Annotated in this window: 12 protein-coding genes; 10 read left to right on the top strand and 2 right to left on the bottom strand. The window is 70.8% G+C overall.

Annotated features, from left to right (window positions below):
- The first annotated feature begins 22 nt into the window (after positions 1–22).
- The 6 genes from ACGFWE_RS12840 (at position 23) to holA (ending at position 7,589) form a co-directional block, all read left to right on the top strand.
- Positions 23–868, top strand: a complete 846-nt coding sequence (locus ACGFWE_RS12840) for a DegV family protein (protein WP_352383867.1) — start codon at positions 23–25, stop codon at positions 866–868.
- Between the two features lie 482 nt (positions 869–1,350).
- The gene (locus ACGFWE_RS12835; RefSeq protein WP_393600204.1) at positions 1,351–2,439 is read left to right on the top strand and encodes a helix-hairpin-helix domain-containing protein; all 1,089 of its coding nucleotides are present in this window, start codon (positions 1,351–1,353) and stop codon (positions 2,437–2,439) included.
- On the top strand, positions 2,436–5,135 hold the full coding sequence (locus tag ACGFWE_RS12830) for a ComEC/Rec2 family competence protein (RefSeq protein WP_393599792.1): 2,700 nt from the start codon (positions 2,436–2,438) through the stop codon (positions 5,133–5,135). The genes ACGFWE_RS12835 and ACGFWE_RS12830 overlap by 4 nt, the downstream gene beginning before the upstream one ends.
- Positions 5,116–5,982, top strand: coding sequence for an arylamine N-acetyltransferase (locus ACGFWE_RS12825; protein ID WP_352383864.1), 867 nt, complete (start codon positions 5,116–5,118; stop codon positions 5,980–5,982). The genes ACGFWE_RS12830 and ACGFWE_RS12825 overlap by 20 nt, the downstream gene beginning before the upstream one ends.
- A gap of 38 nt (positions 5,983–6,020) precedes the next feature.
- A complete protein-coding gene (locus ACGFWE_RS12820; protein ID WP_393599790.1) occupies positions 6,021–6,266 on the top strand; it encodes a hypothetical protein in 246 nt (81 codons plus the stop codon).
- Positions 6,267–6,599: 333 nt separating this feature from the next.
- Positions 6,600–7,589, top strand: a complete 990-nt coding sequence (holA, locus tag ACGFWE_RS12815; protein WP_352383860.1) for a DNA polymerase III subunit delta — start codon at positions 6,600–6,602, stop codon at positions 7,587–7,589.
- 206 nt (positions 7,590–7,795) lie between these two features.
- Here the strand turns inward: holA and ACGFWE_RS12810 are convergent, their stop codons facing one another.
- Positions 7,796–8,245, bottom strand: coding sequence for a DUF1772 domain-containing protein (locus ACGFWE_RS12810; protein ID WP_352383858.1), 450 nt, complete (start codon positions 8,243–8,245; stop codon positions 7,796–7,798).
- A gap of 92 nt (positions 8,246–8,337) precedes the next feature.
- On the opposite strand from ACGFWE_RS12810, the gene ACGFWE_RS12805 reads away from it, so the two are divergent.
- Together ACGFWE_RS12805 and ACGFWE_RS12800 are read left to right on the top strand one after the other, a co-directional pair.
- Entirely contained in the window at positions 8,338–8,916 is a 579-nt protein-coding gene (locus ACGFWE_RS12805) for a TetR/AcrR family transcriptional regulator (RefSeq protein ID WP_393599787.1), read from the top strand.
- Positions 8,917–9,168: 252 nt separating this feature from the next.
- Positions 9,169–9,567, top strand: a complete 399-nt coding sequence (locus ACGFWE_RS12800; protein WP_393599786.1) for a nuclear transport factor 2 family protein — start codon at positions 9,169–9,171, stop codon at positions 9,565–9,567.
- A 216-nt stretch (positions 9,568–9,783) separates the two neighbouring features.
- Here the strand turns inward: ACGFWE_RS12800 and rpsT are convergent, their stop codons facing one another.
- Positions 9,784–10,050, bottom strand: a complete 267-nt coding sequence (rpsT, locus tag ACGFWE_RS12795; protein ID WP_125193247.1) for a 30S ribosomal protein S20 — start codon at positions 10,048–10,050, stop codon at positions 9,784–9,786.
- A gap of 254 nt (positions 10,051–10,304) precedes the next feature.
- Here rpsT and lepA point away from each other — a divergent pair, with 254 nt between their 5' ends.
- Both lepA and ACGFWE_RS12785 read left to right on the top strand, forming a co-directional pair.
- Complete coding sequence (gene lepA / locus ACGFWE_RS12790) at positions 10,305–12,173, top strand: translation elongation factor 4 (RefSeq protein ID WP_352383852.1); 1,869 nt, start codon at positions 10,305–10,307, stop codon at positions 12,171–12,173.
- A 237-nt stretch (positions 12,174–12,410) separates the two neighbouring features.
- Entirely contained in the window at positions 12,411–14,282 is a 1,872-nt protein-coding gene (locus tag ACGFWE_RS12785; RefSeq protein WP_393599783.1) for an AMP-dependent synthetase/ligase, read from the top strand.
- The last annotated feature ends 14 nt before the right edge of the window (positions 14,283–14,296 follow it).

Here is a 14,296-nt window from a genome sequence, read left to right as displayed (position 1 = left end):
TACGGCAGGTAACCTCCAGCTCATGTCCCGCCATGTCGCGATCGTCACGGATTCAACGGCCTACCTGCCGCAGGGGACGATGGAGCGGCACGGCATCACAGCGGTACCCCTGACCGTGGTCCTCGGTGACCGCGCGCTGGAGGAGGGCACCGAGATCACGGCCCGGTCGCTGGCCCAGGCGCTCCAGAAGCGACGCCCCGTCACCACCTCGCGACCCAGCCCCCAGACCTTCGCGGAGCACTACCGCAAGGTCGCCGAGTCCGGCGCGACCGGCATCGTGTCGTTGCACCTGTCCGCCGAGCTCTCCGGCACCTACGACGCCGCCGTCATGGCGGCGCGTGAGTCGCCGGTGCCGGTGCGCGTGGTCGACACCGGCATGATCGCCATGGCTCTCGGGTTCTGCGCGCTCGCCGCCGCCGAGACCGCGGAGTCGGGCGGCACGGTGGACGAGGCGGTCACTGCCGCGGAGAAGCGGGCCGCGGGCACGTCCGCCTACTTCTACGTCGACACCCTCGACTATCTGCGCCGCGGCGGCCGGATCGGGGCCGCGCAGGCCCTCCTCGGTTCCGCGCTCGCCGTCAAGCCGCTGCTGAAGCTCGTCGGCGGTCGGATCGAGCCGCTGGAGAAGGTGCGGACGGCGTCCAAGGCCATCGCCCGCCTGGAGGAGATCGCGGCCGAGCGGGCCGGCAGCGCGCCGGTCGACATCGCGGTCCATCATCTGTCCGCCCCCGACCGGGCGGCCGCCCTCGCGGACCGTCTGCGCGTGCGGGTGACGGGACTTGCCGACCTGCATGTGAGTGAGGTCGGGGCGGTGATCGGGGCGCACACGGGGCCCGGGCTGCTGGGGGTCGTGGTCTCGCCCCGGTGACGGTACCGCCCGAGGTGCCGGAATCACTCGTGAGGGTGGCGAAGTTTTCCACAACCGGTGGGTAATCCCCGGGAATTGACCAAGATCATCGCGAGATCGCGGACCTGTCCGATCCTCGGCGCATGGCACTTCGATCACGCTCCAGCACAGCGACGCCGACCAGCGGGCCGGGCCGTGGCCCCCATTCCGACGGACGCTCACGACACCGCCGACCGCCCCTCACCCGGGGCCGGGTCCGGCCTCGGCAGGCCGATTCGGCGGAGGAACTCCAGCGACGGGCGGAGGTGCTCTTCGCCGAACGGGCGCGGGAGCGGGGGGACTTGGGGAAGGGGCCGCCGGGTGGGGACGGTGAGGTGGCGGGGGGCGGTCCGGAGCGTCTGGAGGCTGCCGGTGCCGTCGATGGTGCCGAGGCCGGTTCGGCGGGCGGTGCGGTCGGGTTCGTGGAGGAGGCCCGGTGGGGGGCGGGTGCTGCCGAGAGGGCTGTGCGGGACGGTGGTTTCGTGGAGGGGGCGCGGTGGGACGGCGGTCCTGCTGAGAGGGTCCGGCCTGATCCTGGTTCCGCGGAGAGGGGCTGGTCTGACGTTGATTCCGCTGCCGGGTTCCTGCGGGACGGTCGTTCTGCCGGGACGGGCCTGCGAGATGGTCGTTCTGCCGGGACGGGCCTGCGGGACGGTCGTTCCGCCGGGACGGCCCTGCGGGACAGTGGTGCTGCGGAGGGGGCTCTGCGGAATCGCGGTTCTGTGGACGAGGTCCTGCGGGGCGGCGATCCCCGGGAGGAGGCTTGGCGAGACGCCGATGGCGGGCGTGATGCCTGGCGAGGTACCGATTCCGGCGGCGGGGACTGGCGGGAGCGGGCCGGGTCGGCTCTGCGGGAGCGGATGCCCGTGTGGCTGCAGACGCGGTGCGGGCTGGAGCGGCGGAACGTGGTCGCGCTCTCGGTACTGCTCGTCGTGGCCGCGGTGTTCGCCCTGCAGCACTTCTGGACCGGCCGGGCACAGTCCGTCCAGGCGCCCGAAGTGGTGCGCGCGGCGGCTCCGTTCGGGCAGTCCGGCGCGGGTGGACGGCGAGAGGTGGCCGAGCCGGCTGTCTCGGGCGGGACTTCGAACGCGACGGGACCGGCCGGGGCCGAGATCGTCGTGGACGTCAGTGGAAAGGTCCGGGAGCCAGGAATTCAGCGGCTGCCGGCCGGTTCGAGGGTCGCCGACGCGCTGAAGGCGGCCGGTGGCGTGCGGCCGGGTACGAAGACCGACACGCTCAACCGCGCGCGGTTCCTCGTGGACGGCGAGCAGGTGGTCGTCGGGGGCCAGGCCGCACCAGCTCCCGTGCCCGCGCCCGGCATGGGAGGTCCCGTCGCCGGGGTGCCGGCCGGTGCGGCGGCCGCTCCCGTCTCCTTGAACACAGCCACCCTGGACCAGCTCGACACCCTGCCCGGCGTCGGCCCCGTGCTCGCCCAGCACATCGTCGACTACCGCACCCAGCACGGCGGCTTCCGCTCGGTGAACGAACTGCGTGAGGTCAACGGCATCGGCGACCGCCGCTTCGCCGATCTGCGGAATCTCGTACGGCCATGAGGTACGGCTCGGAGGTGCGGCGAAGGCAGGAGGACGAGGCGCGTGCGCGGGCCACCGTGCACGCCGCCTCGGGGAAGCGGCTCGGGGATGCTCACCCGCGGCAGGAAGGGCCCACGGATCTGCGGCTGGTACCCGCGGCGCTCGCGGCCTGGGCCACGGCCGCCGTGACCCTGGACGCGTCACCATGGTGGATCGCGGGGGTGGTGGCCGGCTGTCTGGTCCTCGCCTGCGCGCTGGTGTCGGGACGATGGCGCGGAACGCGGGTCCTCGGTGGGGGCGGCCGGATGCCGGTCGCCGCTGTGCTCCTCTGTGTCGCGGCGGCCGCCGCGTCCGCCGGACTGCACGGGGCCGATCTGCGGCGGGGACCGGTGCCCGCGCTGGCACGGCAGTACGCCACCGTGACCGCCGAGGTCCAGGTGACCTCCGACCCCCGGCTGACGCGACCCCGGATCACCGGGGACCACGCGGCCCCCACCGCCGTCGTCATCGGCGCCGACGTCCGGCGGGTCGAGACGGAGGACGGGAGGGTGGTGGCGACACGGGCGCCGGTGCTGTTGATCGTCGACGCGCGTGCGGGAGCCGGCTCGGGCACGGAGGTGGTCGCCACCGGTCGCCGTGGGAGCGGTGGGGCGACGCCCGGCCCGACGCCCGGACCGGCGCCGGCCGTCGAAGGTCCCGCTCGGTCGCCCTGGCTCGGGTTGTTGCCGTCCACGCGGGTGCGGGTCACCGCGCGTGCCGCGCCGCCGTTGGTGGAGGACGACCGAGTCGCGGCTGTACTACGGGTGCGGGACCGGGGAGGGCCCGAGGTTGTCAGGGAGGCGTCGGGGACGCAGCGGTTCGCGGGGCGGTTGCGGGCGGGGCTGCGGGAAGCCACCGACGGGTTGCCGGCGGATGCCCGGGCCCTGCTGCCGGGGCTGGTCGTCGGGGACACCGCGCGGATCACACCCGAGTTGGACGAGGCATTCAAGGAGACCGACCTCGCGCACACGCTCGCCGTCTCCGGCAGCAACCTCACGATCCTGCTCGCCCTGCTCATCGGGCCGCCCGGCCTCGCCCAACTCGTCGAGCGACGGGGACTGGCGCCCCGCCTCGGGGTGTCACTGCGGACGACCGCGCTGCTCGGCGGCGGACTCACACTGGGATTCGTCGTGGTGTGCCGGCCGGACCCGAGCGTGCTGCGGGCCGCGGCCTGCGGGGCTGTCGCCTTGCTCGCCCTCGCGACCGGACGCCGCCGCTCACTGATCCCGGCGCTGGCGACGGCCGTACTGCTGCTGGTGCTGTACGACCCTTGGCTGGCGCGCAGCTACGGCTTCCTGCTCTCCGTGCTGGCGACCGGCGCCCTGCTCACGCTCGCGCCTCGCTGGAGCCTGGCGTTGCGCCGACGCCGGGTGCCGCCGCGGCTGGCGGAGGGGTTGGCAGCCGCGGCCGCCGCGCAGGCCCTGTGTGCGCCGGTGGTCGCCGTGCTGTCGGCGCGGGTGAGCCTGGTGGCGGTGCCGTGCAATCTGCTCGTGGAGTTCGCGGTCGCCCCGGCCACGGTGCTGGGCTTCGCGGCGCTGGCGACGGCACCCCTGGCGATGCCGGTGGCCAAGGCGCTTGCCTGGTGCGCGAGTTGGCCCGCCGGGTGGATCGCGGACGTCGCCCGGACCGGGGCGTCGTTGCCCGGCGGGGGAGTGGACTGGCCGGGCAGCTGGGCGGGGGCGGGGCTGCTCGCCCTCGTCACCGGGCTCCTGCTGCTCGCCGGGCGGCGGTTGCTGCGACATCCCTGGTGGTGTGCCGTCTGCGCGATGGTGTTCGTACTCGCGGTCGTGCAGCCGCCGCCGCTGACCCGGGTGATCACGGGATGGCCGCCACCGGGCTGGCGGTTCGCGATGTGCGACGTGGGCCAGGGCGACGCGACGGTGCTCGCGGCAGGGGAGGGGACGGGCGTGGTCGTGGACGCGGGCCCCGATCCGGCACTCGTCGACGGCTGTCTGCGCACACTCGGCATCACCAAGGTGCCGCTCGTGGTCCTGACCCACTTCCACGCCGACCATGTGGCAGGGCTGGCCGGGGTGCTGCGGGGGCGGTCGGTCGGAGCGATCGAGACGACCGGGCTGGAGGAGCCGGTGGACCAGGCCGAGTCCGTTCACCGGGAAGCGGCGGCCCGGCGAATTCCGGTGACGCGTGCGGCAGCCGGGGAGGAACGGCGCACGGGAGCCCTGGCCTGGGAGGTGCTGTGGCCGCCGGCGGATCCGGCGGTGGCCGCGGAGGACGGCCCCAACGACGCCAGCGTCACGATGCTCGTACGGTCGGGCGGGCTGCGCTTCCTCCTGCTCGGGGACCTCGAACCCCCGGCCCAGCAGGAGCTGTTGAGCTCGCCTGCGGGTTCGCGGCTGGCCGGGGTGGACGTTCTCAAGGTCGCTCACCATGGTTCGGCCTACCAGGACCCGGAGCTGATACGCCGGGCCGCCCCGCGGGTCGCGCTCATCTCCGTCGGCGCCGACAACACGTACGGCCACCCGGCTCCCACCACGGTCGCCGCGCTGCGGGCCGGGGGTGCGGTGGTGCTGCGGACGGACCGGGACGGGTCGCTGGCGGTCGCCGGGACGGGCGACGGAAACGGTGGTGGTGGACCTGGCGGCCGCACCGGTGGTGGCGCGGGCGGTGGGGGACTGTGGGTGGCGCGAGACTGGGGGCATGAATCCGACACAGGTTGACGCATACCTCCGCCGCCTGGGAGTCCAGCATCCGGCGTGGCCCACCGTGGAGGTCCTGCGCGAGCTGCATCTGCGCCATCTGCAGACCGTGCCCTTCGAGAACCTGTCGGTCCACCTCGGCGAGGAGATCGTGCTGGAGGAGGAGGGGCTGGTGGAGAAGGTGGTCGGTGCCCGGAGGGGAGGGTTCTGTTACGAGCTGAACGGGGCGTTCGGGGCATTGCTGGCCGCGCTCGGCTTCGACGTCACGCTGCTCGCGGGCCGGGTGTACGGGGAGGAGGGGCGGCTCGGGATCCCGTACGACCATCTCGCGCTGCGGGTACGGACGGTGGACGGGGGTGAGTGGCTGGCCGATGTGGGGTTCGGGGCGCACAGTCACTATCCGCTGGCGTTCGGGGCGCGGGGTGAGCAGGAGGATCCCGGGGGCACCTTCCGGATCGTCGAGGCGGGGCCCGACGCGGCGGGGGTGCGCGGCGGGGAAAGCGCGGTGAAGAAGGGAGGGGGTGACGCCGCGGACCTGGATGTCGTCATGGACGGCAGGAGTCAGTACCGGCTGGAGGTGCGGCCCCGGGTCCTCGGTGACTTCGCGGCCGGGGCCTGGTGGCACAGCACCTCGTCGGCCTCGCACTTCACCCAGTCCCTGGTGTGTTCGAGGGTCACGGAGGACGGCGGGCGGATCACGCTCAGCGGACGGGTCTTCAAGGTGACGGCCGCCGACGGGGCGCGGGAGGAACGGGGGTTGGAGACGGACGAGGAGGTGCTGGGGGTGTACCGGGAGAGGTTCGGTATCGAGCTCGGCCGGGTGCCGACCGTACGCGAGCCGGAGGGGCGGGGCGGGCCGCGGGGATGAGCGGCCCGGGCACTGGGGCCGGCCTGGAGAATGGTCCCGTGAGCGATGTGAGACATGTGCTGGTGCTGCCTGATCGGGATGCCGTGGAGGAGGTCGTCCAGGCTCTCTCGGAACGGTTCGGGGTGGATGAGGAGCCGCAGGTCGTTCGGGACGCGTTGGCGGGGGAGGACGATGCGGAGGACGCGCAGTGGCTCGTGGTGCTGCGGGATGCGGCGGGGCGGTTGGATCCCGGGGAACTGGAGGAGTTCGTGGGGGAGTGGGACGGGTGGCGGGAGGAGCCGTGAGGCCGGGGCTCGGACGGCCCGGGGGGGCTTGAGGTGGGCTGAGGGCTGCGTTCACGGCGGGTGGGGCGTAAGGAGCGGCGAGAGGTCGGTTTCACTCGTCCGCTGTCGCGGGCCGCATCTTCGCAGCGGGACGATCTCTCGGAGGGGGCCATAGCCGGGCTTCCCTGCGAACGGCCGTCGAGGGCGGATGGACGAAGCCGGCCGGTCCGGCTGCGCGGACGGCGTTGCCGGGCGGCGTGATGGTGCCCCTCCCAGGGTGTGGGGACTGCGCGAGCAGCCTCGTGGGCGCCCGCAGCTACGGCGCTGTCAGTGCCCCGTGCCATGCTGTACGCGATGGCCAAGAAGACTGCTCATGACGACCCTCTCGCCTCCGTGACCCTTGCTGTGGGGCAGGAGGAGCTGCTGCTCGACCGGGCTGTGCGGGAGGTGGTCACCGCTGCCCGGGTCGCTGATGCGGATACGGATGTGCGGGATCTGACTCCGGATCAGTTGCAGCCGGGGACGCTCGCCGAGTTGACCAGTCCGTCGTTGTTCGCGGAGCGCAAGGTCGTGGTCGTGCGCAATGCGCAGGATCTGTCCGCCGACACCGTCAAGGACGTGAAGGCATATCTCGGGGCGCCCGCCGAGGAGATCACCCTGGTGCTGCTGCACGCGGGGGGAGCCAAGGGCAAGGCGCTGCTCGATGCCGCGCGGAAGGCGGGGGCGCGAGAGGTCGCCTGCCCGAAGATGACCAAGCCCGCGGACCGGCTGGCCTTTGTGCGACAGGAGTTCCGGGCGACCGGGCGGTCCGCCACGCCCGAGGCGTGTCAGGCGCTGGTCGATGCGATCGGGAGCGATCTGCGGGAGTTGGCGTCCGCCGTGACCCAGCTGGTCGCCGATGTCGAGGGCACGATCGACGAGGCCGTCGTGGGGCGGTACTACACCGGGCGGGCCGAGGCTTCCAGCTTCACCGTCGCCGACAGGGCCGTGGAGGGGCGGGCCGCGGAGGCGTTGGAGGCGTTGCGGTGGTCGTTGTCCACCGGGGTCGCGCCGGTCCTGATCACCAGTGCGCTGGCGCAGGGCGTGCGGGCGATCGGGAAGCTGTCGTCGGCTCGGGGCGGACGGCCCGCTGATCTCGCGCGCGAGCTGGGGATGCCGCCGTGGAAGATCGATCGGGTGCGGCAGCAGATGCGGGGGTGGACGCCGGATGGTGTCTCTGTCGCGTTGCGGGCCGTGGCCGAGGCGGACGCCGGGGTGAAGGGCGGGGGGGACGACCCCGAGTACGCCTTGGAGAAGGCAGTGGTGGCGATTGCTCGGGCGGCCCGCTCTCGGGGGCGGGGCTAGTCGGGCGGCGTTGCCGTTCGACGGTGTTCCTCGGCTTCTAGAAGCCGGTGTTTCTCGCTCGTAGAGGCCGGTGTCGTGGCCGGCCGGCCGGCCTTGCTGGTCTGACGGAGTCGTACGGGGCCTGATCAGGCCCCGCGGACGCGGCTGTTCGAGGGGCGTGGCTCCGGGTCGGGAATCCGAAGCCCTCTCGCGCTCCCCCCACCGACCTATCGGACGAGGGCGGAGACAAGCAGGGTGAAGGCGGCGATGATGACGGCGACGCGGACGTAGTGCCAGCGCTCCCAGCGGTGCAGCTGCTCCTTCCAGTCGGCGGGCCGGTTCTCGGGGGTCCAGGTCTTGTTCCGGTTGTTGATCGGGACGAGCAGCAGTATCGACATGACCACGCTGACGATCAGCAGCCCGGCGGCGGTGACGACGAGTCCCGCACCGTGGTGGTGCCATCCGGCGATGGCCCAGATCGCGCTGAGGACGAGCGAGCCGATGTACCAGAACGGCATCAGGGCGCCGAGCATTCGGCCGCCGTGGGCGTGCCCGAGCTGGCGGCTGTCCTCGGGAAGCGCGTCCAGGATCCGGCTCATGATGAAGGCGACGCAGAACTCCACTCCCACCATCAGGCCGACGACGACGGTGGTGACGACCTCGAGTGCGTTGAGCATGACGATCCCTCCGTTGAACTAGCGTTGCTAGCAGATGAGGCAACGCTAGTACTGCTACCGCTCGATTGTCTAGCGGTGCTAGGATTGGTTTCATGTCGGTACAGGAACGCAAGCAGCGCGAACGGGCGGAGCGCGAGCGCCTCATCGTGGCGACAGCCCGCGAACTCGCCGAGCAGCAGGGCTGGGACGCGGTCACCACCCGCCGGCTCGCCGAGCGCATCGAATACAGCCAGCCCGTTCTCTACAGCCACTTCCGGGGCAAGCGCGAGATCATCGGCGCCGTTGCCCTTCAGGGGGCCGCCGAACTGGCGACGGCGGTGCGGGCCGCGACCTCCGCCGCGGACCGCCCCCGCGCCAGGGTCGTCGCCCTGGCCCGCGCCTACCTCGACTTCGCCGCGCGCAACCCGGCGGTCTACGACGCCTTGTTCCAGCTCGACGGAGGCCTGGCGTACGCGCAGGAGGACACCCCCGAGCCCTTGAAGGACGCCTTCGCAGCCCTGCTGGAGACGCTCGGCGAGGTCGCCGGCGACGACGTCCAGCCGGGGCTCTTCACCGAGCTGTTCTGGGCGGCCCTGCACGGCCTGGCGACCCTGACCCGCGCGGGCCGTCTTATGCCCGAGGACGCCGAGCCGAGGGTGGAGCTCCTGGTGGACCGGCTCGCCATCCTCTGACACACCGCCCCGACGGGCCGGCAGCCGGGGCTTTCGGCCCGGTCGCCGCCTGTCTGCGCCAAGGCTTCCGGTCACTCGCGCCCGCACGGCGCAGCCGCGGTCACCGGATCCCGCCACCCGGACCGCACCCACAGCGCACCACCATCGAACCCGGCCCCCACCCGCCCTCCCCAAGGTGCTCCCCCCACCCCCCAGGAGGAGAATCGGACGCGTCAGCCGAACATCGCCGACAACGGAGAGGTGGCGGTCGTCATGGCTGAGCATCCGCACGCAGCGCTCGTTCGCAAGGGGTTCGAGGCGTTCGCCCGTGGGGACATGGACACCCTGCGGGAGTTGATCGCGATGGACGCCACGCATCACGTGCCTGGTAGTCATCCGCTCTCGGGAGACTTCAAGGGGCAGGACGCGATCATCGACATGTATCAGAGGCTGGGGCAGGAGACCGGCGGGTCGATGCGGCTGGAGATGCGCGGGATCGCCGTCGACGGGCGTGGGCACGCTGTCGGGATGTTCCGGGTCACGGCCGAGCGGAAGGGGCGGCGCCTGGACGACACCGGATGCATCGTGTTCCGGATCGTCGGGGACAAGGTCACCGACCTCGACGAGTGTGTCGCGGACATCGACAAGAGCAATGAGTTCTGGGCGGACTGAAACCCCCACAACAAAGACCCCGGCCCCCCGCCCTGGGGAAGGGCGAGCGGACCGGGGTCTTCGGTTCAAGCTTTCGGAGTCACGCCCGCGTGGCGAACGCAGGCCGCGCGTGGCTCCTGGGGGCCGGTCGGGAGCGGATGAGAGAGGGCCCGCTCTGGTCCTTCCGGCGGTTCGGTCCCGTAGCTGTATGTACGGAACCGGTCAGATCAGAAGAGGTCAGCCCTGGAGGGAAGCAACCTTCGAAGCAAGCGCCGACTTCTTGTTGGCGGCCTGGTTCTTGTGGATGACGCCCTTGGAGACGGCCTTGTCGAGCGCACGCGCAGCAGCGCGCTGGTACTCGGTGGCCTTCTCGACGTCACCCGCGGCAGCGGCCTCGCGGGCCTTGCGGATCGCGGTCTTCAGGGAGGACTTGACGGCCTTGTTGCGCAGCCGGGCCTTCTCGTTGGTCTTGATCCGCTTGATCTGGGACTTGATGTTCGCCACGAATGAGCCTCTACAGGTTCAGGCACGGGCAAGAAGGGTTTCCACGAAGGGAAACCCAGGGTCCCGTACCAGGTGATTTCTCGGAGTTGTGCCTCGCGCTGAGAGGGCATGAGGACACAGCCACTCAGAGTACCAGCGGCTCCACGAGTGGCCCAAACCGGTCGCCGGTCCCCGCCCGTGGGACCATGGAGGCTACGTATCGATCCGACCCGAGACCGCAGACACTGCGGACGCCTCAAGAATCAGGACCCTGCGTGCCCGCGATCCCCAGCCACGTGCCCGAGCCGAGCCGTACCGACCCGGCTCTGATCCGCAACTTCTGCATCATCGCGCACATCGACCACGGCAAGTCCACGCTCGCCGACCGGATGCTCCAGCTGACCGGCGTGGTCGATGTGCGGCAGATGCGTGCTCAGTACCTCGACCGTATGGACATCGAGCGTGAGCGCGGAATCACGATCAAGTCGCAGGCGGTGCGTCTGCCGTGGGCCCCGACCCACGACAAGTCCGACACGCACATCCTCAACATGATCGACACCCCGGGGCACGTCGACTTCACCTACGAGGTCTCGCGGTCGCTCGCCGCCTGTGAGGGCACCGTCCTCCTCGTCGACGCCGCTCAGGGCATCGAGGCCCAGACCCTCGCCAACCTCTACCTGGCGATGGAGAACGACCTCAAGATCATCCCCGTACTGAACAAGATCGACCTGCCGGCCGCCCAGCCGGAGAAGTTCTCCGAGGAACTCGCCAACCTCATCGGCTGCGACCCCTCGGACGTCCTCAAGGTCTCCGCCAAGACCGGGCTAGGCGTCGAGGCGCTGCTCGACAAGGTGGTCGCGGAGGTTCCCGCCCCGGTCGGCGTCCAGGACGCTCCGGCCCGCGCGATGATCTTCGACTCCGTCTACGACTCCTACCGGGGCGTGGTGACGTACGTACGAGTCATCGACGGACAGCTCAACAAGCGCGAGCGCATCCGGATGATGTCCACGAACGCCACGCACGAACTGCTGGAGATCGGGACCAACTCGCCGGAGATGCTCTCGGCCGACGGTCTCGGTGTCGGCGAGGTGGGCTACATCATCACCGGCGTGAAGGACGTCCGCCAGTCCAAGGTCGGTGACACGATCACCACCCTCAACAAGGGGGCGACCGAGGCGCTCGGCGGCTACAAGGACCCGAAGCCGATGGTCTTCTCGGGGCTGTATCCGCTGGACGGCTCCGACTACCCGGAGCTGCGCGACGCCCTCGACAAGCTCCAGCTCAACGACGCCGCGCTGGTCTACGAGCCGGAGACCTCCGCCGCCCTCGGCTTCGGCTTCCGCGTCGGCTTCCTGGGCCTGCTCCACCTCGACGTGATCCGCGAGCGCCTGGAGCGCGAGTTCGGGCTCGACCTCATCGCCACCGCGCCCAACGTGGTCTACCGCGTGGTGATGGAGGACGGCACCGAACACACGGTCACCAACCCGAGCGAGTTCCCCGAGGGGAAGATCAACGACGTGTACGAGCCCGTCGTACGCGCCACGATCCTCGCGCCCACCGAGTTCATCGGCTCGATCATGGAGCTGTGCCAGACCCGGCGCGGCACCCTGCTCGGCATGGACTACCTGTCCGAGGACCGGGTCGAGATCCGCTACACGCTCCCGCTCGCGGAGATCGTCTTCGACTTCTTCGACCAGCTGAAGTCCAAGACGCGCGGCTACGCCTCCCTGGACTACGAGCCCACCGGTGAGCAGGCATCCAGCCTGGTCAAGGTCGACATCCTGCTCCATGGCGACAAGGTGGACGCGTTCTCGGCGGTCACGCACAAGGACGCGGCCTACGCCTACGGGGTGCGGCTCGTCGCCAAGCTGCGCGAGCTCATCCCCCGGCAGGCCTTCGAGGTGCCCATCCAGGCCGCCATCGGCTCCCGGGTCATCGCCCGCGAGACCATCCGCGCCATCCGCAAGGACGTCCTCGCCAAGTGCTACGGCGGTGACATCTCCCGTAAGCGGAAGCTGCTGGAGAAGCAGAAGGAAGGCAAGAAGCGGATGAAGATGGTGGGTTCCGTGGAGGTTCCGCAGGAGGCCTTCATCGCGGTGCTCTCCAGCGATGACAGCGCGGGATCGGGCAAGGGCAAGAAGTAACCGGGGGTTACAGACGGTTACCCGTTGAATCGGATGGAAAGGGGTCCGTCGTGCGCAAGTGCGGCGGGCCCCTACGCATGCGTAACGTCGCGCTCTGTACGAAGTGACAGGCCGCCGCCCCTTTCGAACGGGTCGGCCGCGCTTTACTCTAAGTCTCTGCTCGATAGTTACTCGCGAGTTAAACAACAGCCGCAAACCTGAGAGCCGGCCGCACTGCCGCGGGCCCCGGAGGATGTCGTGAGCGACACACAGACACTGATCGAGAACCGCCCGCCGAGTGTGGCGACCCTCTTCCTGGAGCGCGTTGCGAGCACACCGGACGCCGAGGCGTACCGCTACCCGGTCCCGGCCTCCGGCCAGGGCCCGGACGAGTGGAAGTCGCTCAGCTGGGCGCAGGCCGCGGAGCGGGTGCACGCCATCGCGGCCGGGCTGATCGAGCTGGGGGTGCAGCCCGAGCAGCGGGTCGCCCTGGCCTCCTCGACCCGTATCGACTGGATCCTCGCCGACCTCGGCATCATGTGCGCGGGTGCCGCCACGACCACGGTCTATCCGCAGACCAACGCCGAGGAGTCGGCGTTCATCCTCTCCGACTCCGACAGCCGGGTGCTGATCGCGGAGGACGCGGCGCAGCTCGCCAAGGCGGTCGCGAAGAAGGCCGAGCTGCCCGACCTCACCCACGTGGTCGTGATCGACCCGGCGGGCGTCGAGACCAGTGACTGGGTCCTCACCCTCGCCGAGCTGGAGGCCCGTGGCGCGGCCCGGCTGGAGAAGGACCCGGACCTGATCAAGGAGCGGGTCGGTGCCATCAGCAAGGACCAGCTCGCCACGCTGATCTACACCTCCGGCACCACCGGCCGTCCCAAGGGCGTACGGCTGCCGCACGACAACTGGGCGTACATGGCGAAGGCCATCGCCGCGACCGGTCTGATCAGCGGCGAGGACGTGCAGTACCTGTGGCTGCCGCTCGCCCACGTCTTCGGCAAGGTGCTCACCTCCGGGCAGATCGAGGTCGGCCACGTCACCGCCGTCGACGGCCGCGTCGACAAGATCATCGAGAATCTGCCGGTCGTGCAGCCGACGTACATGGCGGCCGTCCCGCGCATCTTCGAGAAGGTCTACAACGGGGTCGCGGCGAAGGCCCGTGCGGGCGGCGGCGCCAAGTACAAGATCTTCCAGTGGGCCGCCGAGGTGGGCCGTGAATACGCCAGGGCCACCCAGGACAACTTCCGGCGCACCGGGGTCGCCTCGGCGCCCTTCGGGCTGGGCGCCAAGCACAAGGTGGCCGACGCGCTGGTCTTCGCGAAGATCCGGGAGGCGTTCGGCGGGAACCTGCGGGCGTGTGTCTCCGGGTCCGCCGCGCTCGCGCCCGAGATCGGGTACTTCTTCGCCGGCGCCGGCATCCACATCCTCGAGGGCTACGGCCTCACGGAGTCCTCCGCGGCCTCCTTCGTGAACCCGGGCGAGGCCTACCGCACCGGTACGGTCGGCAAGCCGCTGCCCGGCACGGAGGTGCGCATCGCGGACGACGGGGAGATCCTGCTGCGGGGCCCGGGGATCATGGAGGGCTACCACGGGCTGCCCGAGAAGACCGCCGAGGTCCTCGAGGCCGACGGGTGGTTCCACACCGGGGACATCGGTGAGCTGTCGCCCGACGGGTACCTGCGGATCACCGACCGCAAGAAGGACCTCATCAAGACGTCCGGCGGCAAGTACATCGCGCCCGCCGAGGTCGAGGGGCAGTTCAAGGCGGTGTGCCCGTACGTGTCCAACATCCTGGTGCACGGCGCGGACCGGAACTTCTGCACCGCGCTCATCGCGCTGGACGAGGTGTCCATCCTGGAGTGGGCCAAGGAGAACGGGCTCGAAGGGAAGTCGTACGCCGAGGTCGTCGCCGCGCCCGTCACCGTGTCCATGGTCGAGGGATACGTGAAGCAGCTCAACGAGGGGCTTCAGCGGTGGCAGACGATCAAGAAGTTCCGGCTGCTGCCGCGGGATCTCGACGTGGAGCACGGTGAGATCACGCCGAGTCTGAAGCTGAAGCGGCCTGTGGTGGAGCGGGAGTACAAGCACCTCATCGAGGAGATGTACGCGGGCTCTCGCGAGGCGTAGGGGGTGGTGGGGGA

It is taken from the genome of Streptomyces sp. NPDC048523, from assembly GCF_043199815.1.
Taxonomy (GTDB): Bacteria; Actinomycetota; Actinomycetes; order Streptomycetales; family Streptomycetaceae; genus Streptomyces.
The sequence above is the reverse complement of the archived record's forward strand: the minus strand, read 5'-3'. Positions and strand labels throughout refer to the sequence as shown.

Excerpts from the sequence above, each read along its gene's own strand:
- ACGFWE_RS12810 (WP_352383858.1), bottom strand. The coding sequence starts at position 8,245 with ATGCTCAACGCACTCGAGGTCGTCACCACCGTCGTCGTCGGCCTGATG.
- holA (WP_352383860.1), top strand. The coding sequence starts at position 6,600 with ATGGCCAAGAAGACTGCTCATGACGACCCTCTCGCCTCCGTGACCCTT.
- ACGFWE_RS12830 (WP_393599792.1), top strand. The coding sequence starts at position 2,436 with ATGAGGTACGGCTCGGAGGTGCGGCGAAGGCAGGAGGACGAGGCGCGT.
- ACGFWE_RS12800 (WP_393599786.1), top strand. The coding sequence starts at position 9,169 with ATGGCTGAGCATCCGCACGCAGCGCTCGTTCGCAAGGGGTTCGAGGCG.
- ACGFWE_RS12805 (WP_393599787.1), top strand. The coding sequence starts at position 8,338 with ATGTCGGTACAGGAACGCAAGCAGCGCGAACGGGCGGAGCGCGAGCGC.
- ACGFWE_RS12840 (WP_352383867.1), top strand. The coding sequence starts at position 23 with ATGTCCCGCCATGTCGCGATCGTCACGGATTCAACGGCCTACCTGCCG.
- ACGFWE_RS12825 (WP_352383864.1), top strand. The coding sequence starts at position 5,116 with ATGAATCCGACACAGGTTGACGCATACCTCCGCCGCCTGGGAGTCCAG.